At 70.6% G+C, this 21,139-nt stretch carries 22 protein-coding genes and 1 tRNA gene; 13 read left to right on the plus strand and 10 right to left on the minus strand.

Annotated features, from left to right (window positions below; all coding sequences use genetic code 11):
* The first annotated feature begins 1 nt into the window (after window position 1).
* The 9 genes from ABZ842_RS02795 (at window position 2) to ABZ842_RS02835 (ending at window position 8,623) form a co-directional block, all read left to right on the plus strand.
* The gene (locus tag ABZ842_RS02795; protein WP_361530487.1) at window positions 2–2,188 is read left to right on the plus strand and encodes a hypothetical protein; all 2,187 of its coding nucleotides are present in this window, start codon (window positions 2–4) and stop codon (window positions 2,186–2,188) included.
* Window positions 2,189–2,423: 235 nt separating this feature from the next.
* Window positions 2,424–2,729 carry a hypothetical protein gene (locus ABZ842_RS02800; RefSeq protein ID WP_361530490.1) on the plus strand — a complete coding sequence of 102 codons (306 nt, stop codon included), beginning with the start codon at window positions 2,424–2,426 and terminating at the stop codon, window positions 2,727–2,729.
* 36 nt (window positions 2,730–2,765) lie between these two features.
* On the plus strand, window positions 2,766–3,032 hold the full coding sequence (locus tag ABZ842_RS02805; RefSeq protein WP_361530493.1) for a hypothetical protein: 267 nt from the start codon (window positions 2,766–2,768) through the stop codon (window positions 3,030–3,032).
* 21 nt (window positions 3,033–3,053) lie between these two features.
* Window positions 3,054–3,473: a hypothetical protein gene (locus ABZ842_RS02810; protein ID WP_361530496.1), complete on the plus strand. Its 420-nt coding sequence runs from the start codon at window positions 3,054–3,056 to the stop codon at window positions 3,471–3,473.
* Between the two features lie 79 nt (window positions 3,474–3,552).
* The gene (locus ABZ842_RS02815; protein WP_361530499.1) at window positions 3,553–4,428 is read left to right on the plus strand and encodes a hypothetical protein; all 876 of its coding nucleotides are present in this window, start codon (window positions 3,553–3,555) and stop codon (window positions 4,426–4,428) included.
* Window positions 4,425–5,255, plus strand: coding sequence for a bifunctional DNA primase/polymerase (locus ABZ842_RS02820; protein ID WP_361530502.1), 831 nt, complete (start codon window positions 4,425–4,427; stop codon window positions 5,253–5,255). The genes ABZ842_RS02815 and ABZ842_RS02820 overlap by 4 nt, the downstream gene beginning before the upstream one ends.
* A 355-nt stretch (window positions 5,256–5,610) precedes the next feature.
* A complete protein-coding gene (locus tag ABZ842_RS02825; protein ID WP_361530504.1) occupies window positions 5,611–6,855 on the plus strand; it encodes a DUF3631 domain-containing protein in 1,245 nt (414 codons plus the stop codon).
* A gap of 173 nt (window positions 6,856–7,028) precedes the next feature.
* Window positions 7,029–7,235: a helix-turn-helix domain-containing protein gene (locus ABZ842_RS02830; RefSeq protein ID WP_361530506.1), complete on the plus strand. Its 207-nt coding sequence runs from the start codon at window positions 7,029–7,031 to the stop codon at window positions 7,233–7,235.
* Window positions 7,232–8,623 (plus strand): tyrosine-type recombinase/integrase, encoded by a 1,392-nt coding sequence (locus ABZ842_RS02835; RefSeq protein WP_361530509.1) that lies wholly within the window; start codon window positions 7,232–7,234, stop codon window positions 8,621–8,623. The genes ABZ842_RS02830 and ABZ842_RS02835 overlap by 4 nt, the downstream gene beginning before the upstream one ends.
* 178 nt (window positions 8,624–8,801) lie before the next feature.
* Here the strand turns inward: ABZ842_RS02835 and ABZ842_RS02840 are convergent.
* A tRNA-Tyr gene (locus ABZ842_RS02840) sits at window positions 8,802–8,883 on the minus strand.
* A 213-nt stretch (window positions 8,884–9,096) separates the two neighbouring features.
* Between ABZ842_RS02840 and ABZ842_RS02845 the strand changes: the two genes are divergently transcribed.
* The 3 genes from ABZ842_RS02845 (at window position 9,097) to ABZ842_RS02855 (ending at window position 11,059) form a co-directional block, all read left to right on the plus strand.
* Window positions 9,097–9,585 (plus strand): YajQ family cyclic di-GMP-binding protein, encoded by a 489-nt coding sequence (locus ABZ842_RS02845; protein WP_361530512.1) that lies wholly within the window; start codon window positions 9,097–9,099, stop codon window positions 9,583–9,585.
* 191 nt (window positions 9,586–9,776) lie between these two features.
* Window positions 9,777–10,352, plus strand: a complete 576-nt coding sequence (locus tag ABZ842_RS02850; RefSeq protein WP_361530515.1) for a methylated-DNA--[protein]-cysteine S-methyltransferase — start codon at window positions 9,777–9,779, stop codon at window positions 10,350–10,352.
* A complete protein-coding gene (locus tag ABZ842_RS02855; RefSeq protein WP_361530518.1) occupies window positions 10,349–11,059 on the plus strand; it encodes an alpha-ketoglutarate-dependent dioxygenase AlkB in 711 nt (236 codons plus the stop codon). Before ABZ842_RS02850 ends, ABZ842_RS02855 begins: the two co-directional genes overlap by 4 nt.
* A 69-nt stretch (window positions 11,060–11,128) precedes the next feature.
* Here the strand turns inward: ABZ842_RS02855 and ABZ842_RS02860 are convergent, their stop codons facing one another.
* The gene (locus tag ABZ842_RS02860) at window positions 11,129–11,398 is read right to left on the minus strand and encodes a GlsB/YeaQ/YmgE family stress response membrane protein (RefSeq protein WP_361530521.1); all 270 of its coding nucleotides are present in this window, start codon (window positions 11,396–11,398) and stop codon (window positions 11,129–11,131) included.
* 87 nt (window positions 11,399–11,485) lie between these two features.
* Between ABZ842_RS02860 and ABZ842_RS02865 the strand changes: the two genes are divergently transcribed.
* Window positions 11,486–12,778, plus strand: coding sequence for an APC family permease (locus ABZ842_RS02865; RefSeq protein ID WP_361530524.1), 1,293 nt, complete (start codon window positions 11,486–11,488; stop codon window positions 12,776–12,778).
* Between the two features lie 69 nt (window positions 12,779–12,847).
* Here ABZ842_RS02865 and ABZ842_RS02870 read toward each other — a convergent pair whose 3' ends face one another.
* From ABZ842_RS02870 to ABZ842_RS02905, 8 genes are all read right to left on the minus strand, one after another.
* Window positions 12,848–13,240 (minus strand): YccF domain-containing protein, encoded by a 393-nt coding sequence (locus tag ABZ842_RS02870; protein ID WP_361530527.1) that lies wholly within the window; start codon window positions 13,238–13,240, stop codon window positions 12,848–12,850.
* Entirely contained in the window at window positions 13,237–14,094 is an 858-nt protein-coding gene (gene htpX / locus ABZ842_RS02875; RefSeq protein WP_361530530.1) for a zinc metalloprotease HtpX, read from the minus strand. Before htpX ends, ABZ842_RS02870 begins: the two co-directional genes overlap by 4 nt.
* A gap of 175 nt (window positions 14,095–14,269) precedes the next feature.
* On the minus strand, window positions 14,270–15,823 hold the full coding sequence (locus tag ABZ842_RS02880) for an NADH-quinone oxidoreductase subunit N (protein WP_361530963.1): 1,554 nt from the start codon (window positions 15,821–15,823) through the stop codon (window positions 14,270–14,272).
* Window positions 15,824–15,858: 35 nt separating this feature from the next.
* Window positions 15,859–17,448, minus strand: a complete 1,590-nt coding sequence (locus ABZ842_RS02885; protein ID WP_361530533.1) for an NADH-quinone oxidoreductase subunit M — start codon at window positions 17,446–17,448, stop codon at window positions 15,859–15,861.
* 3 nt (window positions 17,449–17,451) lie between these two features.
* Window positions 17,452–19,464 (minus strand): NADH-quinone oxidoreductase subunit L, encoded by a 2,013-nt coding sequence (locus tag ABZ842_RS02890; RefSeq protein ID WP_361530536.1) that lies wholly within the window; start codon window positions 19,462–19,464, stop codon window positions 17,452–17,454.
* Entirely contained in the window at window positions 19,461–19,859 is a 399-nt protein-coding gene (gene nuoK / locus ABZ842_RS02895; RefSeq protein ID WP_361530539.1) for an NADH-quinone oxidoreductase subunit NuoK, read from the minus strand. Before nuoK ends, ABZ842_RS02890 begins: the two co-directional genes overlap by 4 nt.
* A complete protein-coding gene (locus ABZ842_RS02900; RefSeq protein ID WP_361530542.1) occupies window positions 19,859–20,485 on the minus strand; it encodes an NADH-quinone oxidoreductase subunit J in 627 nt (208 codons plus the stop codon). The genes nuoK and ABZ842_RS02900 overlap by 1 nt, the downstream gene beginning before the upstream one ends.
* The gene (locus ABZ842_RS02905) at window positions 20,482–21,138 is read right to left on the minus strand and encodes an NADH-quinone oxidoreductase subunit I (RefSeq protein ID WP_361530545.1); all 657 of its coding nucleotides are present in this window, start codon (window positions 21,136–21,138) and stop codon (window positions 20,482–20,484) included. Before ABZ842_RS02905 ends, ABZ842_RS02900 begins: the two co-directional genes overlap by 4 nt.
* Window position 21,139 lies beyond the last annotated feature (1 nt).

Consider the following 21,139-nt stretch of genomic DNA (forward strand, 5'->3'; position numbering starts at 1 on the left):
CATGACCACCACCAAGACCAAGACCACGAGTAAGAAGAGGGAGTCGTCTGGTTCGGGTGGTCCCGCGTGGGACTGGGCTGCCGGTCACGGACCCGTGACCGGCGCCCTGTCCGCCACGACCGGGGCGTTCGCCGTGGCCACCACCGGCGCCGCGGCCGGCATGCCGCCCGGCTGGGCCATGGCGGTCGGCGCGGCCGGAGCCGTCGGCCACACCATCGCCGGGATCCGGCTGCGCAACGCCGGGCGCACCATCGCCGCCCGCGCCTCCTCCTGGCTGATCGGGGCCGGCTGGACCACCTGGTCCATCACTCACGGACCGCTCACCTGGGAAGCGCTTGGTTCCCTGGCCGCGCTCGGCGTCGCGATGGCCACCACCACCCGCTCCACCAACCTCTACGAAGAGGCCCGCGAGCAGGAAGCGCTCACCGCCGAAGCCAGAGCCGTCGCTGCCGAGTTGTCGGCGGAGCGGCGGGTGATCGCCGAAGAGTGGGTCGACCGCATCCACCGCGTGTGCGGGATCACCGTGCGCATCCTCGCCGTGGAGCACTGGCCCACCGGCACCGGATACACCCTGGACGCCGAACTCCCCGGCGGGACGACGTACGACCAGATCGCCGCCCGGACCGCGGGCCTGGCCGCGGACGCCCACCTGCCGCACGGGTGCAGCGCCACCGCCGGGCCCGGAATCCACCAGGGCCGCACCCTGATCGACGTCGCCACCGTCAACGTCCTGGAAACCGAGACCCCGTACCCGACGGACTACGGGCCGCTCTCCCTCCACACCGGGATCCCCTGGGGCTACCGCTCGAACGCCGAGCAAATCCAGACCTACCTGCGCGAGCAGTGCGCTCTGGTGGTCGGCCCCACCGGGTCGGGCAAGACGAACATGGTCCACGTCATCCTCGCCGGCTTCGCCCGCGCCACCGACGTGCTGACGTTCGTCATCGACCTGAACGCCGGCTCGGCCGGTCTGTCCTGGGTCCTTCCCGCCCTCAACCACCAGCCCGCAACGGGCGAACGGCCGATGAGGCCCGGGATCGACTGGTTGGCGGGCACGGTCGAGGAAGCGAACCTGATGCTGGACGCGGTCCTACGGATCGGGAAGCAACGCAAGATCGCCTACCAAGCGTTGATGGCCCGCGAGGACACCGACCTGCTCCCGATCGGCCCCACGATCCCTCAGATCATGCTCGTCATCGACGAGGGCGCAGAGATCCTGACCAGCACGGACAGGGTGCTGAAGGCGCTGGCGAACAAGATCCTGGAAGTCATCCGGATGCTGCGGGCCATGGGCATCCGCACCGTTTTGACCGCGCTCGGCTCCACCGGCGCAGTGCTGGGAAACCTCATGATCCGCCGTGAGGCAAAGGTCCGGGTCGCCCTAACCGGGGGCGAGAAGGAAGGCATGGACCTGAGCAAGCTCTTCCCCGGCACCCGCGGCCTCAAAGTCGACCAGGCCCCGTACAAGGGGTCCGGGTTCATGGGTACACCGGAGTCCCCGGCGGGCTTGTTCAAGTCCTGGCGGATCCTGCCTTCCCAGATCCGGGAGATCGTGGCCGCCACCTCACAGCGCCACCCCGTCCTCGACGAGGTGTCCGTCAAGGCCGCCGGTGACGCCTACGCCCGCCGCTGGGACCCCGACCGCATCGCCTGGATGCACACCCGCCTCACCTCTCAATCGCCCACCAGCGACGTGGACGGGGGTGGGGACGGTCGGGGCGGGCTGAACCTGTCCGCCCTCCGCACCCAACCGGCCGACCAACCGCAGCACGGGCCGGGGACGGCAGAGGCCGACCGGCTCGCCGACGCGTTCCGGCGAGAGATCGACGAACGCTTCGCCACCACCCCCGAACCCACCCCTCCCGAACCGGAACGGCCCCGACGGGAACACCCCGGCCTGAACCTCTCCGCCCTCCGCGACACCACCACGCCCGCACCCGACCCCGAGTCGGGCGCGGGGCAGGGTCCGGTATCCGGTGGTCCGGGTGGGCCGGACTGGCTACCGGACGCCATCACCGCCATCGCCGCCGCGGGCCCCTCCGGCATGAAACCGTCAGCCGTCGCCGACCTCGTCGGCAAGGACCGCAAGACGGTACGCGCCGGGCTTCAGCAGGCGGTCGACCGCGGGGAGTTGGTCTACCGGGACAACGGACCGCACTCGGTCTACATCCACCCCGACCACACCTGAACCCGTCACACACAGCTACCGGGTAGTGGGTAGTGAGGTACGCCCCACTACCCACTAGGCCACCCCAGTAGGCGCCCCAGTAGCTCTGATATCGGGTTTCTACTGGGGACCCCAATACTCAGTACCCACTAGCCACACCCCAGTGCAACCACACAGCGTGATCAGCAGGAGCCCGCCCGGGCCACCGTCTGGGTGGGCTCTTCCACGTCCACGACCCGCCGGAAGGGAGCACGCCATGGAGCACCGCGAACCGCCCGGACACCTCGCCCCGCACATTCCCGCCCAGGAGTGGCAGCGCGCGCAGGCCACCGGACAACCGGTCGTCATCGTCGTCCACCAGCCCGAGCGCGCCGGCATCCCCTGGCGGCGCCTCGCGGTCCCCTTCGCGATCGCCGGCGCCGCCGTCCTCGGCGTCTGGGGCCTGGTCGCCGTCCTGGCCTGGCTGCTCGACATTGCCGCTCACACCGCCACCGTCATCGCCGGCGCCGCCGGCCCGATCGGCATAGGCGGCATCACCCTCAAACTCGCCCGCGCGAAGTGAAAGGCCACACCCGCCACTGACCCAAGGGAGTCAACGATGGCCACCCGGCTTGTCACCTGCTACGTCGCCGTCTGCGACCTGTGCGGCACCTCCCAGCACGGCGAGGACTACACCCCGCACCTCGACACCCCCGCCGAAGCCGTCCAGTACGTCACCAACTCCGGCGACGAACACAGCGGCTGGACCCTCACCCCCACCGGGCTCCTCGTCTGCGACCAGCGCCGCGACACCACCCACGAGGACGCCCACGCCACCGCCGGCAAACGCATGGGCCACGACGCCATGACCGTCCACTTCACCTGACAACGCACATCGAGGAGCACCATGACATCGCTCTACCCTCGCGAGGACGGGTGCCCGCTGCCGGAGTGGCAGACCCTTCCGCTGGACATGCGCGCCAATCTGGCGCAGCAGACGCCCTACCGCCTCCAGACGATCATGTACGCCTGCGACGTCGGCACCGTCCCGCCGGGTGCTTTCGCGGCCGACGTCGCCGCAGCGGACCGCCGCCTTCAGGCCCTGCTGGACGCTACTCCCGCAGCGCGCCAGTACTTCGGCATCTGGACCTTCGCCAAAGTCGCCCATGAGCCCGACCCGATGCGCGCCGCGGAGGCCGAGTACTACCTGTGCGACGCCCTCATCGAGTACGGCAACCAACACCACGGCTGGGTGTGGGACCCCTCGTTCGCTGTCCTAGACCACACCCTCCACGGCCGGTACGAGCGCCCCAACACCCTCCAGTAGCCAAAACCGAGGGCGGCCCCATTCTCGCCAAAGACCGGGCCGCCCTCATCCACCACCCATGAACAGTGGAGGTCCCAGGATGACGCAACCCACCCCGCTCGCGCGAGGGGCCATGCCCCCGAGCCGGGAGCTCCCGGCCACCGATAGCCCGGGGATGCGGTTCTACCTCACCACCCACAAAAAGCACTGGCTGCGGGAAACACCCGTTGACCTGTTCCTGAAGTCCGAGCACCTGGCGGCATCCGTCAAGCCCCTTCGGGCCATTGGCCGCTATGCGGTCGACTCCGGCGGCTTCATGGAACTGAAGGACAAAGGCGCCTGGACCCGCCCGCCCCGCCAGTATGTGCAGGACCTGCGCCGCATCTGGGAACACGTCGGCCCCTACGACTGGGCCGCACAACAAGACTGGATGTGCGAAGAGGCCATCATCCACGGCGGCACCTTCAACGGACAGCACTTCGTCGGCACCCACCTGTCCGTTGCCGAGCACCAGCGCCGTACGGTCGCCAACTTCCTCGAACTGCGCTCCCTCGCCCCCGAACTACGGATCGCCCCGGTGCTCCAGGGGCGCAGCATCCCGGAGTACGAGCGGTGCGTGGAACTGTTCGAGAACGCCGGCGTCGATCTGCGGCGTGAGCCGGTGGTGGGGCTGGGGTCGGTGTGCCGGTTGCAGTCCACCCGCGAAGGTGCAGCGATCGTCACCGCCATGGCCGCCCACGGCTTCCGCCTGCACGGCTTCGGCTTCAAGACCCTGGGCCTGTCCCGCGTCGGCCACCTGCTGGCCTCCGCCGACTCCGCAGCCTGGAGCACCCACGCCCGCCACCGCCCCCCACTCCCCGACCACACCCACAAGAACTGCGCCAACTGCATCGACTACGCCCTGATGTGGCGCAACCGCGTCATCAACAGCCTCCCACCCCAGGACCCCGGCACTGGACCGGAGGCCGCCGCATGAACACCCTCCTGAACACGGCCCTCGGCCTGGCTCACCGTGGGGTGCCCGTGCTCCCCCTGCGGGCGAAGCGGCCCCCCGCGAACTGCTCTGCGTGCCGGGACACCGCGTGCGGCGGACGCCCGCACATGCGGACCCCCGGCCCGTGCCGCTGCCCGCTGCCCTGCCACGCCTGGGCCGCCGCCACCACCGACCCGCGCGTTCTTGCCTCGCCACAGTGGGCGGCCGACTGGCACCACGCCGACGTCGTGGCCTACCACCCCGGCGGCGCCGGGCTGACCGTCGTCGACCTCGACAACGTGGCCGCGATCGAATGGGCCCGGGCCGCGCTGCCCGCGACGCGCACCGTGGCCACCACCCGCGGTGAACACTGGATCTACCAGGGCACCATGCGCTCCGCGAACGCCGTTCGGGCGGGCGTGGACGTCAAGTCCCTGATGCAGTACGCCCGCTGGCTGGGACCCGGTACGGGCCACATGACCGCGCTGCCGGATGCCGTCCGTGTGCTCGTAGACCAAGCAGCGCCCGTACGGGTACCAGTCCGCCCCACCGCCACCCGCAACGCCAGCCGATACGCCATGGCCGTCCTCGACCGCGAAGCAGCGAGCGTAACCGGGAGCTCCCAGGGCGAGCGTCAGACCGCTCTGCTTCGAGCCGTACGCGCGGTAGGCCGGTTCGTGGCCTGGGGAGACCTTGACCGCACCACCGTGGAAGAGGCTTTTACCCGCGCCGCTGAGTCGGTCGGACTCTCTCCGGGCGAGTCCCGCGCGACCATCCGCAAGGCACTCAACTACTCCATCCGCACTGCCTGGCCCCGGAAGACGGCATGACCACCTCCCAGGCCCGCGCGGCGGGTAAAAGCGCCACTTCCACCCCAAATCAACCGATCCCCGCCGAACCGACCGGCCCCCTGGACGGCCGTAGCGCGCCCGAGGGTCGTCGCCCGAAGGGCGTCCCCTCCGCTTGTCGCTCTGGCAGGCACCCGGCCAGCGACGGACGCACGATCGTCGGCGGGCTCCACATCGTCGCCCCCGGCCGCGGCACCACCCCCACCGCTCGCTCTTGGTGTTCCTGCGGACGTGACCTCTACGCCGTCGGCCACCGCCGCGTACTCGGCCTGATCGCCGACCACGCCCACCACCGGGACATCTGCCCGCACCACCGCACACAGGAAGGAAGGGCCGCATGACTGCCGTCGACGGCGCTGCTGTGCTGGACCTCGTTGAGCGCTTCCACCGCAGGTTCAACGTCTTCCCGACTGAACATGCCTACGTGGCCGTGACTTTGTGGGATGCGCACGCCCACCTCATGGACGCCCTCGACGGCACGGCCCGCCTCGCCTTCCTCAGCCCTGAGCCGGGCTCTGGGAAGTCCCGTGCGCTGGAGATCGTGGAGACGCTCACCCCGCGGGCGGCGACCACGGTCAACGCGTCTGCCAACGCACTGTTCCGCCTGGTCGCGGCGGACGGCGGCACGCCCACGGTCTTGTTCGACGAGATCGACACGGTCTTCGGGCCCAAGGCCGGCGGGAATGAGGAGGTCCGCGGGTTCCTCAACTCCGGCTACCGGCGCGGCGCCAAGTCGCTGCGCTGCGTCGGCGACGGCGCCAACCAGTCCACCGAGTGGTTCTCCTCATTCTGCGCCGTCGCCATGGCCGGGCTCGGCTCCCTGCCCGACACGATCCTGACCCGCTCCGTCATCATCCGGATGCGGAAGAAGGCTCCCAACGAGACTTGCGAGCCCTACCGGCGCCGCGTCCACGAAAAGCAGGGCCACGCCCTGCGTGACCAGCTCGCCGAGTGGACGGCCACGATCCACGACCAGATCGCCGAGGCATGGCCGGAGATGCCCGAGGGTGTCGTCGACCGGCCCGCGGACGTGTGGGAGCCGCTCCTAGCGGTCGCGGACGCGGCTGGCGGACACTGGCCCGAGCGGGCCCGCTCCGCCTGTGTCGCGCTCATCAAGGCCGCCTCCCAGGGCAATGAAGCATCCCTGGGGGTGCGGTTGCTAACTGACCTGCGCGACCAAGTGTTCTGCGGCGCTGACCGCATGCCCACCGCTGCCATCCTCGAAGTCCTCCTCAACCTCGATGACGCCCCGTGGGCCGACATGAGCGACGACGGACACACCCCCAAGCCGCTCACCGCCCGCGCCCTATCCAAGCTCCTGAGCCAGTACGTGCGCCCCGATAACACCCCGATCCGGCCCCGCGGGATCCGGGTCGGGAGCGGCACCCCCAAGGGCTACTACGCAGAAGACCTGAGCGACGCGTGGAAGCGCTACTGCCCCCCTCTCTCCGGAGAACCCGCAACAGCCGAAACATCCGCAACACCGCAGGTCAGCGGGGGTGAAACTGTGGCGGAAGGCCATTCGGAGAGCCGCCACATGTTCGTCGGAACCGACACACGCTCGCTCCGCAGCGTCGGCTGACCTGCCCTCGGATAGGTGCTGCGACGTTCACGCGTCGCAGCACCTATCCGCAACAGAAACGGCATCCGCCACAGACTCAAGCCGCTGACCAGCAATGTTGCGGCGTGGCGGATGTTGCGGACCCTCTGGGGGCCAAAGGGTGGCCCCGCTCATGAAACGTGGAAGGGAAGCCGATGACCACCGCCCGCCGACGTCGACAGCCCGCCGACGAACTTTTGCCTCTGAGTGACGCCCTCGACGAGATCGGCATCACCCGGGCCACCTGGTACCGCTGGCGCAACCGGGGCTACGCCCCTGAGGTAAGCCGCCTCCCGAACGGGCACCTGCGGATCCGTCGCAGCGTGCTCGACGCCTTCAAGAACGAATTGGAGACTGCGTGACCGCGACCAACTGGAGCTACACCGTGCGGATCTGGAAGATTCGCAAGCGGCCGTACCGCAAGCCGTACCAACTCCGGTGGAAGGTCGGCGCAAAGCCCCACTCCGAGTCCTTTCTGACGCTCGGACTCGCAGAGAGCCGCCGCGCGCAGTTCATCACCGCCGCACGCGAAGGCGAACCGTGGGACGTCGACAGCGGGCTGCCCAAATCCATGGTCCAAAAGGCCAAGGACATCTCCTGGTACCAGCACGCCAGGAACTACGTGGAGATGAAGTGGGACCACTCCCCCGCGTCTACACGGCGGAACCTTGCTGAGGCCATGGCGACGGTGACCCTGGCTCTCGTGAAGGACACCAAGGGCATGGCGGACCACAAAGCCGTACGCCGTGCCCTCTACTCCTGGGGCTTCAATGCCAACCGGTGGAAGGAGGAGACACCCGAGGACGTCGCCACGTTGCTCGCGTGGATGGAGCGGAAGTCGGTCCCGACGTCCAGCCTGGCGGACCGGATGTTGGTGCGCCGGGCCCTGGACGCCTGCGCCCGCCGGCTCGACGGTAAGACGTCGTCCGGTGCAGTCATCGCCCGCAAGAGGGCCATCTTCCATCAGGCGCTCGGTCTCGCCGTGGACGCTGAGCTTCTGACCGAGAACCCCCTACCCGCAGTCAAGTGGAAAGCCCCGGAGAAGGTGGAAGAGGAGGTGGACCCGGAAGCCGTGCCAGACCCTGAGCGGGCCGCGGCCCTGTTGGCTGGCGTGCGGAAGCAGGGCGCCCGCGGGCGGCACCTGGAAGCGTTCTTCGGGTGCATCTACTACTCGGCTGCTCGCCCCGGTGAGCTGGTCGGGCTACGCGTCCAGGACTGCGACCTGCCCCGCCGCGGTTGGGGAACGATCCGGCTGAGGGAGAGCCGGGCCCGCTCCGGGACCTCCTGGACGGACACGGGCGAGGCTCACGACCGGCGCGGGCTGAAGCACCGGACGCGAAAGACGGTCCGGTACGTGCCGATCCCGCCCGAGCTGGTCGCGATGCTCCGGTGGCACGTCACCGTCCACGGCACCCATGCCGACGGGCGACTCTTCCGGACGGCCCGTGGCGGCATGGTCCAGGAGAGTGGGTATGGGGAGGTCTGGGCCGGCGCCCGCACTGACGTCCTCACCCTCACCGAGCAGGCAACCAAGCTGGCCAAGCGTCCATATGATCTTCGTCATGCGGCTGTCTCCACGTGGCTCAGCTCTGGCGTGGAGCCGCAGCTCGTCGCCCAGCGGGCGGGGCACTCCACTGCCGTCCTTTTCCGGGTGTACGCGAAGTTCCTGAAGGGCGGGGACGAGGTGGCGAACGCCCGGATCTCAGCCCGGTTGAACCAGCACCGCGCCGGTAGTCCCGCCGCGCTCTGAGCGCGACTTCGACCACAACCGCAGGTCAGAGCAGAGATTCCCGTCCACACTCCGTCCACACACGCTGGTAGAGAGAGGGACCGAGCGAGACAGGGCGAGACAGTTCGGCCCTGCTCCACTTGCACACCAGAACGGCCCCTGACTGCGTTTCCGCAGATCAGGGGCCGTTCTTTGAGCGTGGCGGCGCCAGGATTCGAACCTGGGTAGGCTAAGCCGACGGATTTACAGTCCGCTCCCATTGGCCACTCGGGCACACCGCCATGGGACGTCGCTCCGAGCCTTGGAGAAGGCCGCTGTGCTGCGGCGCTCCCTGTGGTGCTCCGTGGCGACGACGTAAACGATACCTGATGCGCAGGGGTGCTCCGCCACCGGATTGATCAGCCGTGGAGGAACGTCGGGGTGACTAGGCTTGGCCGAGCGGTTCGGAGCATCGGGCCGCGTGTTTCCGCATCCAGATACAAGGAGCTCAGGACATGGCCGACTCCAGTTTCGACATCGTCTCGAAGGTCGAGCGGCAGGAGGTCGACAACGCCCTCAACCAGGCCGCGAAGGAGATCTCCCAGCGCTACGACTTCAAGAACGTCGGGGCGTCGATCGCCTGGTCGGGCGAGAAGATCCTGATGCAGGCGAACTCCGAGGAGCGGGTCAGCGCGATCCTCGACGTGTTCCAGTCCAAGCTGATCAAGCGGGGCATCTCGCTGAAGGCGCTGGACGCCGGTGAGCCGCAGCTCTCCGGCAAGGAGTACAAGATCTTCGCGTCCATCCAGGAGGGCATCACCCAGGAGAACGCGAAGAAGGTCGCGAAGATCATTCGTGACGAGGGCCCCAAGGGCGTGAAGGCGCAGGTCCAGGGCGACGAGCTGCGGGTCAGCTCGAAGAGCCGGGACGACCTCCAGGCCGTGCAGACGCTGCTGCGCGAGCAGGACCTGGACTTCGCCGTCCAGTTCGTGAACTACCGCTGACGCACCGGCCCGGCCAGCTCGCGAGCGGCCGGGCCGACCGCACTCCTCCGGTGCTGCTCCCGCCGCCCCGGCGTGACGTCCGATTTCCGCCAGCTCAGGTGGTGCGCACGGCGCAGAATCGTAGGCGTACGGACGGCGGGGAGGCCGCCGCCGCGGACTCCCCGCGGGCACCACGGAGAGAGGAGCGAGCCATGACGACGATCACAGCCGCCGAAGCCACGAGGACCGCTGCGGCCGACAGGACCGGTGCGAGCGGTGCGACCGGTGCGGTCTACACGACTGTCGACAGCCCGGTGGGCGAACTGCTGCTCGTCGGCGTCGCCTCCGCCGACGCCACCGGCGGCACCGCGCTCGTCTCGCTGTCGCTCCCGGAGCAGAAGGGCGCGGCCACCGTGCAGGACGGCTGGCGTCGCGCCCCCGCCGCCTTCGCGGAGATCCACCGCCAACTGACCGCGTACTTCGAGGGGCGGCTGACCCGCTTCACCATCGCCTACGCGGACGAGGGCACCGACTTCCAGCGGCGCGTGTGGCGGGCGCTGGAGACCATCCCGTACGGGACGACCTGCACCTACGGCGACATCGCGCGACAGGTCGGCGCCTCGCGCGCCGGAGTGCGGGCCGTGGGCACCGCGATCGGGCGGAATCCGCTGCTGGTGGTCCGGCCCTGCCATCGGGTGATCGGGGCGGACGGCGCGCTGCGCGGGTACGCGGCGGGGCTGGAGCGCAAGGAACTTCTGCTGGGGCTTGAGGGCGCGCTGGCGTCATGACCCCGGGTGGTGCGAAGAGCACGGGCGGCGAGGGGGCGCTCTTCCCGAGGGAGCCCAGGGCGGTCTCCCCCGGTGCGGTGCACGTGCCGGGGTGGCTGTCGACGGCGCGGCAGCGCGAACTCGTCGAGTCATGCCGCGCCTGGGCGCGCGGGCCGGTGCCGATGCGGCACACGGTCCTGCCGGGTGGCGGTGTGATGTCCGTGCAGACGGTGTGCGTGGGCTGGCACTGGCAGCCGTACCGGTACGGCCGCACCGCCGACGACGTGAACGGCGCCCGGGTCGCCGACTTCCCCGACTGGCTGGTGGAGTTGGGCCGCGCCGCGCTGACCGCGGCGTACGGCGTCGAAGGCCCTGCCGGGAGCGGCGGCGAGCCGGGGACGTACACGCCCGACACCGCGCTGATCAACTTCTACGACGGCGCCGCCCGCATGGGAATGCACCAGGACAAGGAGGAGCGCTCCGGCGCGCCGGTGGTGTCGCTGAGCATCGGTGACACCTGCCTCTTCCGCTTCGGGAACGCGGAGACCCGCGGACGGCCCTACACGGATGTGGAGTTGGCCTCCGGGGACCTCTTCGTCTTCGGCGGGCCCGCGCGGTTCGCGTACCACGGCGTGCCGAAGGTGTACCCGGGGACGGCCGACCCCGCGACGGGGATGGGCAGCGGGCGGCTGAACATCACCCTGCGGGAGACCGGCCTACCCGGCTGACCGCCGCCCACCCGGCGCACCGACGAGAGCCCCGGACGCACCGCCCGGAGCTGGGCCGCGGCCCTGGTCTCAGCGGGACCGGGAGTTGCCGAAGAGGAGGCGGTAGCCGATGAGCAGCACCAGGGAGCCGCCTATCGCCGCCACCCAGGTCGTGCCGTCGAAGAACTCCTTGGTGATCTCGCGGTCGAAGAACTGAGCCGAGATCCACCCGCCCAGGAAAGCGCCGACCACTCCTATCAGGGTGGTGCCGATCAGGCCGCCCGGATCGCGGCCGGGCAGCAGGATCTTGGCTATGGCTCCGGCGAACAGGCCGAGGAAGATCCAGGCGAGGATGCTCATGCGGTGAACCTGCCTTTCGTGCGGTGTCATCCGGGATGACGTCGAGTGGTCGGTCGTTGGTTGCTGGGGCTCAGTAGGGTGCGGCACATGACACAGCAGCTCAGGCGGACGCTCGGAGTCTTCGACGCGGTCGTGATCGGGCTCGGGTCGATGGTGGGGGCCGGGATCTTCGTGGCTCTGGGGCCGGCGGCCCGTGCTGCCGGGTCGGGGTTGTTGCTGGGTCTGGCGCTCGCCTCCGTGGTCGCGTACTGCAATGCCATGTCATCTGCCCGGCTCGCCGCCGTCTACCCCACCTCGGGCGGCACTTACGTCTACGCGCGGGAACGGCTCGGCCCCTTCTGGGGCTATCTCGCCGGCTGGACGTTCGTCGTCGGGAAGACGGCGTCGTGTGCGGCGATGGCCCTGACGGTCGGGGCGTACGTCTGGCCGGAGCAGGCGCACGCGGTGGCCGTCGCCTCGGTCGTGGCGCTGACCGCCTTGAACTGTCGCGGCGTCCAGAAGTCGGCGTGGCTGACGCGGGTCGTCGTCGCGGTGGTGCTGGCCGTCCTCGCGGCCGTGGTGGTCTCCTCTCTCGGCTCGCCCAAGGCCGACCTCGGTCAGCTGGGCTGGGGCGGTGACGTCTCGGCTGGCGGGGTGCTCCAGGCCGCCGGGCTGCTGTTCTTCGCCTTCGCGGGGTACGCGCGGATCGCCACGCTGGGCGAGGAGGTACGGGATCCCGCCCGCACGATCCCGCGGGCCGTCCCCCTGGCGCTGGGCATCGCTCTGGTCGTCTATGCGGCTGTCGCGGTGTCGGTCCTCTCTGTCCTGGGGCCGGTGGGGCTCGGCCGGTCCGGTGCTCCGCTCGCTGACGCGGCGCGCGCAGCGGGCGCTGACTGGTTGGTGCCGGTGGTGCGGGTCGGCGCCGCCGTCGCGGCGCTCGGCTCGCTGCTCGCGCTGATCCTCGGGGTGTCCCGCACGACACTGGCGATGTCGCGGGACGGCCATCTGCCGGGCGCGCTCTCCGCCGTCCATCCGCGCTTCCAGGTGCCGCACCGGGCGGAGGTGGCGGTCGGGCTGGTCGTCGCGGTGGTGGCGGCGACGGCGGACGTGCGTGGAGCGATCGGCTTCTCGTCATTCGGAGTGCTGCTCTACTACACCCTGGCCAACGCGTCGGCGTGGACGCTCTGTTCCGACCCCTCGACAGGTACACCCGTTCGAGTGACGAAGATGCGTATGAGGGTTGGGCGGGCCACCGCGGTCTGCGGAGCCGTCGGCTGCGTGGCGCTGGCCTTCGCCCTGCCCGGCCCGTCCGTAGCCACCGGAACCGCCGTCGTGGCGTTGGGCGCACTGCTCTACGCCGTGCGCAAGCGAACGCAGCAGCACAAACGGAAGCGCGCGTAGGAGCATGCACGGGTGCACGCGGAGAAGCACGTGCAGAACGGGCGCACGGGGCCGCGCCGACGAGTGGGGTCAGCGGGTGGCGAACGGCTGGTCCGTGGGGACGATCTCCTTACCCAGCGGCATCAGGGAGACCGGGATCAGCTTGAAGTTCGCGATGCCCAGCGGGATGCCGATGATGGTGATGCACAGGGCGATCCCGGTGACGATGTGCCCGAGGGCGAGCCACCAGCCCGCCAGGATCAGCCACAGCACGTTCCCGACGCACGACGGTGCGCCCGCGTCGCGCCGGTCGACCACCGTGTAGCCGAAGGGCCAGAGGGCGTAGATGCCGATGCGGAAGGCGGCGAGCCCGAAGGGTATGCCGATGATCGTGATGCACAGCAGCAGCCCCGCGAGCACGTAGCCCAGGAACATCCAGAAGCCGCAGAGTATGAGCCAGATGATGTTCAGAATCGTCTTCATGGACGTCGACCTGCCATCTGTTCGAGTCGGGCGATGCGCTCGGCCATGGGCGGATGGGTGGAGAAGAGCTTGGCTCCCTTGCCCGGGCGGAAGGGGTTCGCGATCATCATGTGGCTCGCGGTCTCCAGCCGGGGCTCGGGCGGCAGCGGCAGCTGCTTTGTACCGGCGTCGAGCTTCCGCAGCGCGCTGGCGAGGGCGAGCGGGTCGCCGGTGAGCTGGGCCCCGGACGCGTCCGCCTCGTACTCCCGGGAACGGCTGACCGCGAGCTGGATGATGGCCGCGGCCACCGGCCCCAGGATCATGATCAGCAGCATGCCGAGGATCCCCGGTCCGTCGTCGTCCGAGCGGCCCACCGGGATCAGCCATGCGAAGTTCACCAGGAACATCACCACGGAGGCGAGGGCTCCGGCGACGGACGAGATCAGGATGTCGCGGTTGTAGACGTGGCTGAGCTCGTGCCCGATGACGCCGCGCAGCTCCCGCTCGTCGAGGATCTGGAGGATGCCCTCCGTGCAGCACACGGCTGCATTCCGCGGATTGCGGCCGGTGGCGAAGGCGTTCGGCGCTTGGGTCGGGGAGATGTAGAGGCGCGGCATCGGCTGCCGGGCGGCGGTGGAGAGCTCGCGGACCATCCGGTACAGCCCGGGGGCCTCGAACTCGCTGACCGGACGGGCGCGCATGGCCCGCAGGGCGAGCTTGTCGCTGTTCCAGTAGGCGTACGCATTGGTACCGATCGCCACGACGAGGGCGACGATCAGGCCCGTACGGCCGAAGAAACTGCCGATGACGAGGATGAGTGCGGACAGTCCCCCGAGGAGTACGGCGGTCTTCAGCCCATTGTGCCGGCGGTGCACGGTACGCCCTCCAGGTGGTGCGGCAGGGGAACCCTCTTGCGTCGTGGTGCTCCACTCTCCAGTGGACCCTTCTGTACTGGTCAACGCGAGGCGAGGGGGGCGAGTTCCCTGGTGCTCCGGTGGGCGTCCCGGCCATCCGGGTGACGATCGGGGCCGTCACCGCACGTAGGGCCGGTCAGAACAGGTCGACGGCGGCGAAGCGCAGGACGAGCTGCGGATAGCCGGACAGCACGACGCCCGCGACCGCGGTCAGCGCCAGCGCGGCGGCAAGTGACCGGGGCACGGCCAGGGCGCCGCCGGCCGCCTCGGCCGGGCCCGACTCCGCGGCGCCTTCGCCGGCCCCTTCCGGGGACCGGAAGAGGACCGCCGTCCAGCGCAGGTAGTAATAGAGCGCGATGACGACGTTCACGGCCATGACCACGGCCAGCCAGCCCAGGCCGGCGTCCACGGCCGAGGAGAACACGGTCACCTTGGCGAAGAGGCCGATGATGCCCGGCGGCAGCCCGGCGAGGCACAGCAGGAAGAAGCCCATGGTCAGGGCGGTCAGCGGACGGGTCGCGTACAGGCCGCGGTAGTCGGAGATCCGGTTCAGCCGGTGCGTACGGGCCACCAGTGCGGCCACGGCGAAGGCGCCGAGGTTCACCACGGCGTACATCAGCGCGTACGCGACCGTGGAGCCGATCTGGTGGTCGCTGGAGTACGCGGCGCCGGCGATCGGCACCAGGATGTAGCCGGCCTGCGCGACGGACGACCAGGCCAGGAGGCGTACGGCGCTCCACGCGCGCGTGGCGGACTGGCGCAGGGCGGCGACGTTGCCGGCGGTCATGGTGACGGCGGCGAGGACGGCGAGGGCCGGGCCCCAGACGTTCGCGTACCCGGGGAAGCCGATGACGGTGATCACCACGAGCCCCGAGAAGCCCACCGCCTTGCCGACGACGGAGAGGTAGCCGGCGACGGGCAGCGGCGCCCCCACGTAGGTCTCGGGCACCCAGAAGTGGAAGGGCACGGCCGCCGTCTTGAAGGCGAAGCCGATGAGGGTGAGGGCAACGCCGGCCTTGGCGAGGGTGCCCAGTTGGCCGGGGACGTCAGCGACGGCGATCTGGGTGAGGTGGAGGCTGCCGGTGGACGCGTACACGAAGCTGACGCCGAGCAGCGTCACGGCCGTCGCGGTGACCGATGACAGGAAGAACTTGAGGGCCGCCTCGCTGGAGAGGCGGTCGCCGCGGCGCAGCCCGACGAGGGCGAAGGCGGGCAGGGAGGCGACTTCGAGGGCGACGACCAGGGTGGCGAGGTCCCGGGAGGCGGGCAGCAGGGCGGCGCCGGCGGCGGACGCCAGCAGCAGGAACCAGAACTCCCCCGCGGGCAGCTTCCGGCGGGTCTCCCGGATCGAGAGCAGGGCGGTCAGCAGGGCGCCGCCGAGGACCAGGAGTTGGATCGCGAGGGTGAAGCGGTCGGCGGTGTAGCTGCAGGTGGCCGCGTCAGTGGTGAGGCAGAACGTGCTGCGGTCGCCGGCGCGCAGCGGTACGAGGGACAGCAGGGCGAGGCCCAGGCCGACGACGGCGCCGACGCCGAGGAGCCCCTTGCGCCGCTCGGGGACGAAGAGGTCGGCGACGAGCAGGAGCAGCGCGACGGCGGCCGTGATCGTCGGCGGTGCGATGGTGACCCAGTCGACGTTCTGGACAAGGCTGGCGACCCCGGCCGCGCTGGTGGCGCCGTCGGACGCCGCCAGGTGGGCCGCCGCGGGGGCCGTGCCGGTAGCGATGGTCACGAGGTGCCTCCCGAGAGGAGCTTCTGCACGGCCGGGTCGGTGAGGCCGAGGAGGACCGCGGGCCACAGTCCTGCGATGACGGTGAGGGCGACGAGCGGGGTCCACGCGGCGAACTCGTACGTCTGCACGTCGGCGATGGGCTTGACCTCGGCGTCCCCTTCGGCAGGCGCGGGCACGCCCATGCACACGCGGCGGACGACGATCAGGAGGTACGCGGCGGTGAGCAGGGTGCCGAATCCGCCGATCGCCATGAAGGTGAGGAAGGCGGGGCGGTTGAGGCCGGGGGCGGGGTCGAAGGCGCCGAAGAGCGCCAGCATCTCGCCCCAGAAGCCGGCGAGGCCGGGCAGTCCGAGGGAGGCGACGGCGGCGAAGGCGAGGAGGGCGCCGAGGCGGGGGGCGCGGCCGTAGAGCGCGGCGCCGGTGGCTCCGGCGAGGGTGTCGAGGTCGGCCGTGCCGTAGCGGTCCTTGACGGCGCCGACGAGGAAGAACAGCAGCCCGGTGATGAGTCCGTGGGCGATGTTGGCGAACAGCGCGCCGTTGACGCCGGTGGGGGTCATGGTGGCGATGCCGAGGAGCACGAAGCCCATGTGGCCGACGGACGAGTACGCGATCAGGCGCTTCAGGTCGCCGGCGGCGCCGTTCCTGACGAGGGCGAGGCAGGCGAGCGACCCGTAGATGATGCCGACGACGGCGAAGGCTGCGAGGTAGGGCGCGAAGGTCTGCATGCCGTCGGGTGCGACCGGCAGCAGGATCCGGACGAATCCGTACGTACCCATCTTCAGCAGGACGCCGGCCAGCAGGACGGAGCCGACGGTGGGCGCGGCGGTGTGGGCGTCGGGCAGCCAGCTGTGCAGCGGCCACATCGGCGTCTTGACCGCGAGCCCGATCCCGATCGCCAAAACGGCGATGACCTGCGTGGACGTGGTCAGTCCACGGCCGTTGTCAGTGGCGAGTGCCACCATGTCGAATGTGCCCGACTTCAGGCCGATCAGCAGGAAGCCGAGCAGCATGACGACCGAGCCGAGCAGCGTGTAGAGGATGAACTTCCAGGCGGCGGCCTGCCGGCCCTCGCCGCCCCAGCGGGCGATGAGGAAGTACATCGGGATGAGCACCATCTCGAAGGCCAGGAAGAACAGCAGCAGGTCGAGGACCGCGAAGGTCGCGAGGGTCCCCGATTCGAGGACGAGCACCAGTGCGACGAACGCCTTCGGGGAGGGCCCCGCGGGCATCTTGAAGTAGCTGTACAGCGCGCAGAGGAAGGTCAGCAGCGCGGTCAGGACCAGGAGGGGGAGGGAAATGCCGTCGACACCGAGGTGGATGCGCACGTCGAGCGCCGGGATCCAGCTGATGTCCGTGCTGGCCTGCATCTTCGACGGCTGGTCGTGGTCGAAGCCGATGACGAGCAGGATCGCCGCGGCGAGCACCGCTCCGGTCACGGTCACCCCGTGGCGCAGCACCGCCTGGTCGGGGTTCCGGCCCCGCAGCCCGGGCGGGGCGGGCAGCAGGGCGGCCACGGCCCCGATGAGCGGCCCCACGACGACGAACGCGAGGAAGAACTGCATCACGGACTCGCTGATATCGATCACGGCTCACGACCCCGCGTTGACGTTGGACAGGACGACCACGGCGATCACCAGCACGAGGGTGCCCGCCAGCAGTGCGCTGACGTAGGTCTGCACGTTGCCGGTCTGGGCGCGGCGGACGAGCCAGCCGAGCGCGTTGGTGCCGGTGGCCGCGGAGCGCACGTAGGTGTCGATCACCTCGCGGTCGAGGAAGCGGACCAGGCGCGCGCCGGCGAGGACGGGGCGGACGAAGAGCGCGTGGTACGCGGCGTCGAGGTGGAAGCCGCTGGCGGCGTGGCGGTGGAGCGGGCCGAGCAGCATCCGGCCCGGGTCCGCGGGGTCGGGGGCCGATGCGGGTGATCCGTAGGCCGGCGTGTGGGCGGCGATGGCCTCCGCTTCGACGGCGTAGGGCGCGGCGTCCGGGTGGGCGACGACGGCCCCTTCGGGGGTACGGGTCCGCAGCGCGGCGGCGCGGGGGCGCAGGGAGTGCCAGGCGGCGTAGGTCACGGCCGCGCCGATGACGGCGGTGCCGGTGCCGAGGACGGCGGTGGTCACGGTGGGGGCGAGGCTGTGGCCGTCGAACCAGCCGTCGAAGTAGCCGAAGGTCAGGCCGAATCCGAGGGAGGGGATCGCGAGGAGCCACAGGACGGCGGTGATGGCGAGGGGTTCGCGGCCGTGGTCGGGGGCTTCGGCGCCCCGGCCGCGGAAGGCCAGCAGCCACAGCCGGGTCGCGTACGCGGCGGTGAGCAGCGCGGCGATCAGACCGGCGATCAGCACGGTCCAGCCCGCGGCGCCGGGCGCGGTGTTGGACTCGCCGAGCGCGGTGTGCTCGGCGGCGACGAGGACGGCTTCCTTCGTGAAGAAGCCGGCGAAGGGGGGTACGGCGGCGAGCGCGAGCAGGGCGATCGTCATCGTCCAGTACGCGTCCGGGGTGCGGCGGGCCAGTCCGCTGGTCCTGGACATGACGGCCAGGGAGTTCGTGCCGGCGGCGTGGATGACCGCACCGGCGGCGAGGAACAGCAGCGCTTTGAAGGCGCCGTGGGAGAGGAGGTGGAAGACGGCGGCACCGCGGTCGCCGACGGCGAGCGCACCCGCCATGTAGCCGAGTTGGCCGATGGTCGAGTAGGCGAGGACCCGTTTGATGTCGTCCTGGGCGAGGGCGGCGAGGCCCGAGCCGACCATGGTGACGGCGGCCATCACGGCGAGGACGGTGAGCGCGGCGGCGGAGGCGGCGAAGACGGGCAGCAGCCGGGCGACGAAGTAGATGCCGGCCGCGACCATGGTCGCGGCGTGGATCAGCGCGGAGACGGGCGTGGGGCCCGCCATCGCGTCGGGTAGCCAGGTGTGGAGCGGGAACTGCGCCGACTTGCCCGCCACGCCGGCGAGCAGCAGCAGCGCCACCAGGGTGGGGTGGTCGAGTCCGCCGTCGGCGACGGTGTCGAGGATGCCGGTGATCCGGAAGGTGCCGGCGTCGGTCGCCAGGGCGAACAGCCCGATCAGGAAGGGGACGTCGCCGAGCTTGGTGACGAGGAACGCCTTCAGGGAGGCGGCGCGCGCCTCGGGCGTCTCCCAGTAGTGCCCGACCAGGAAGTAGGAGCAGATGCCCATGATCTCCCAGCCGACCAGGAGCACCATCAGGTCGCCGGAGTAGACGACGAGCAGCATCGCGGAGGTGAAGAGGGAGACGAGGGCCGCGTAGGAGGGGTAGCGGGGGTCGTCGCGCAGGTAGGCGGTCGAGTAGATCTGCACGCACGAGGCGACGACGCCGACGAGGACCGCGACGAGGACGGCGAAGCCGTCGAGGTAGAGGGCGAGGTCGATGGGGACGGACCCGGTCGGGGTGAGCCGGGTCGCGGCCGAGATCGGCCCTTCGCCGCCCTGCCGGACGGCGACGACGGCCGCGAGGACCGCGGACGTCAGGATCGGCAGGACGGCCAGGGGCCGGACGAAGCCGGGGGCGGTACGGCCGAGCAGCAGCCCGGCGACGGCGCCGAGGAAGGGGAGGAGGGGGACGAGGACGGCGAGGGTGGTGGTGGTCACGCGGTGGCCTCGGCCTTCTGCGTCGCCGTGGCGGCGGAGTCCGGGGTGGTGGTCAGGGCGTCGAGGGCGCCGGGGTCGTCGGGGCCGTGGCCCTCGGCGGTGTCGCGGAGCCGGTCGATGTCCGAGGAGCCGCGGTTGCGGTAGACCATCAGCACGATCGCCAGCCCGATGCCGATTTCGGCGGCGGCGATGGCGATGGTGAAGAGGGTGAGGGCCTGACCGGAGTGCAGGGCGTCGCGGAGCCAGACGTCGAAGGCGACGAGGTTGAGGTTGACGGCGTTGAGCATGAGCTCGACCGACATCAGGACGAGGATCGCGTTGCGGCGGGCGAGCACACCGTAGATGCCGATGCAGAAGAGGAGGACGGAGAGCACGGCGGGGTAGGCGAGGTGCATCAGTCGTCCCCCTCGGTGTCGGAGGCGGCGGTGCCCGGGGCGGCGGAGCCCTGGCCGGCGGCGGGGTCCGCGGCACCGGTTGCCGCGGCGCGCTTGCGGGACAGCACGATGGCGCCCACGAGGGCCGCGAGCAGCAGCACGGACAGCGCCTCGAAGGGCAGTACCCAGTGCCGGAAGAGGATCTCGCCGACCGCGTCGGTGGACCCCTGGGCCGGCCCGTCCAGGTCGATCCAGGTGGTGCGGAAGGCGTCCACGACCACCCAGACCAGGGCGACGGCGGCGGTGGCGGCGACCGCCAGGGCGACCGGGCGGTTGCCGGAGTCGGCGTCCGGGGAGCGGCCGATGGGCGCCCTGGTGAGCATCAGTCCGAAGAGGAGGAGGACCACCACGGAACCGACGTAGATCAGGACCTGCACCCAGGCGATGAACTCCGCCGTGAGCAGCAGGTACTCGACGGCGAGGCCGCCGAGGGCGACGACCAGCCACAGGGCGGCGTGCACGAGTTGGCGGGTGGTGACGGTCATGACGGCCGCGCCGAGGGTGACGAGGCCGACGAGGAGGAAGGCGATCTCCACGCCCGTGGGCGAGAGGAAGCCCTGGGGTGCGGTGGCGGCGAGGAGGTTCACGCGGTGCCTCCCCCGTCGGACGTGCGCCCCTCGGAGGAGTCCACGCCCCGAGCGCCCCCGCCCGGTGTGCTTTCGTCCTGCGCGCCTTCGCCCTGCGCGCCTTCGCCCGGAGCTTCCGACTCCTTGGCGCGCGCGGCGGCGAGCTTGTCGGCGGCCTTGCGGGCGGCGGTGACCTCCTTGGGCTCCTCGGCCGCCGGATCGAGCGCGGGCGGCGCTGGCACCGTCCACATCCACTCGCGCAACTTGTCGCGCTCGTGCGTGAGCTCGCGGATGTCCGTCTCCGCGTACTCGAACTCCGGCGACCAGAACAGCGCGTCGAAGGGGCAGACCTCGATGCAGATGCCGCAGTACATGCAGAGCGAGAAGTCGATGGCGAAGCGGTCGAGGACGTTGCGGCTGCGCTCGCGCCCGCCGGGGGTGGCCGCCGGGATCGTCTCCTTGTGGGAGTCGATGTAGATGCACCAGTCGGGGCACTCGCGGGCGCACAGCATGCAGACCGTGCAGTTCTCCTCGAACAGTCCGATCACCCCGCGGGTGCGGGGCGGCAGTTCGGGCTGCACGTCCGGGTACTGCGCGGTGACGGACCTCCTCGTCATCGTGCGCAGGGTGACGGCGAGCCCCTTGGCCAGGCCGGAGCCGGGGATCGGGGACATG

Origin of the sequence: Streptomyces sp. NPDC047315 (assembly GCF_040643215.1) — a bacterium.
GTDB lineage: Bacteria > Actinomycetota > Actinomycetes > Streptomycetales > Streptomycetaceae > Streptomyces.

Excerpts from the sequence above, each read along its gene's own strand:
- ABZ842_RS02820 (WP_361530502.1), top strand. The coding sequence starts at position 4,425 with ATGAACACCCTCCTGAACACGGCCCTCGGCCTGGCTCACCGTGGGGTG.
- ABZ842_RS02845 (WP_361530512.1), top strand. The coding sequence starts at position 9,097 with ATGGCCGACTCCAGTTTCGACATCGTCTCGAAGGTCGAGCGGCAGGAG.
- ABZ842_RS02800 (WP_361530490.1), top strand. The coding sequence starts at position 2,424 with ATGGAGCACCGCGAACCGCCCGGACACCTCGCCCCGCACATTCCCGCC.
- ABZ842_RS02810 (WP_361530496.1), top strand. The coding sequence starts at position 3,054 with ATGACATCGCTCTACCCTCGCGAGGACGGGTGCCCGCTGCCGGAGTGG.
- nuoK (WP_361530539.1), bottom strand. The coding sequence starts at position 19,859 with ATGCACCTCGCCTACCCCGCCGTGCTCTCCGTCCTCCTCTTCTGCATC.
- ABZ842_RS02795 (WP_361530487.1), top strand. The coding sequence starts at position 2 with ATGACCACCACCAAGACCAAGACCACGAGTAAGAAGAGGGAGTCGTCT.
- ABZ842_RS02865 (WP_361530524.1), top strand. The coding sequence starts at position 11,486 with ATGACACAGCAGCTCAGGCGGACGCTCGGAGTCTTCGACGCGGTCGTG.
- ABZ842_RS02825 (WP_361530504.1), top strand. The coding sequence starts at position 5,611 with ATGACTGCCGTCGACGGCGCTGCTGTGCTGGACCTCGTTGAGCGCTTC.
- ABZ842_RS02805 (WP_361530493.1), top strand. The coding sequence starts at position 2,766 with ATGGCCACCCGGCTTGTCACCTGCTACGTCGCCGTCTGCGACCTGTGC.
- ABZ842_RS02830 (WP_361530506.1), top strand. The coding sequence starts at position 7,029 with ATGACCACCGCCCGCCGACGTCGACAGCCCGCCGACGAACTTTTGCCT.
- ABZ842_RS02905 (WP_361530545.1), bottom strand. The coding sequence starts at position 21,138 with ATGTCCCCGATCCCCGGCTCCGGCCTGGCCAAGGGGCTCGCCGTCACC.
- ABZ842_RS02860 (WP_361530521.1), bottom strand. The coding sequence starts at position 11,398 with ATGAGCATCCTCGCCTGGATCTTCCTCGGCCTGTTCGCCGGAGCCATA.
- ABZ842_RS02815 (WP_361530499.1), top strand. The coding sequence starts at position 3,553 with ATGACGCAACCCACCCCGCTCGCGCGAGGGGCCATGCCCCCGAGCCGG.
- ABZ842_RS02855 (WP_361530518.1), top strand. The coding sequence starts at position 10,349 with ATGACCCCGGGTGGTGCGAAGAGCACGGGCGGCGAGGGGGCGCTCTTC.
- ABZ842_RS02870 (WP_361530527.1), bottom strand. The coding sequence starts at position 13,240 with ATGAAGACGATTCTGAACATCATCTGGCTCATACTCTGCGGCTTCTGG.
- ABZ842_RS02850 (WP_361530515.1), top strand. The coding sequence starts at position 9,777 with ATGACGACGATCACAGCCGCCGAAGCCACGAGGACCGCTGCGGCCGAC.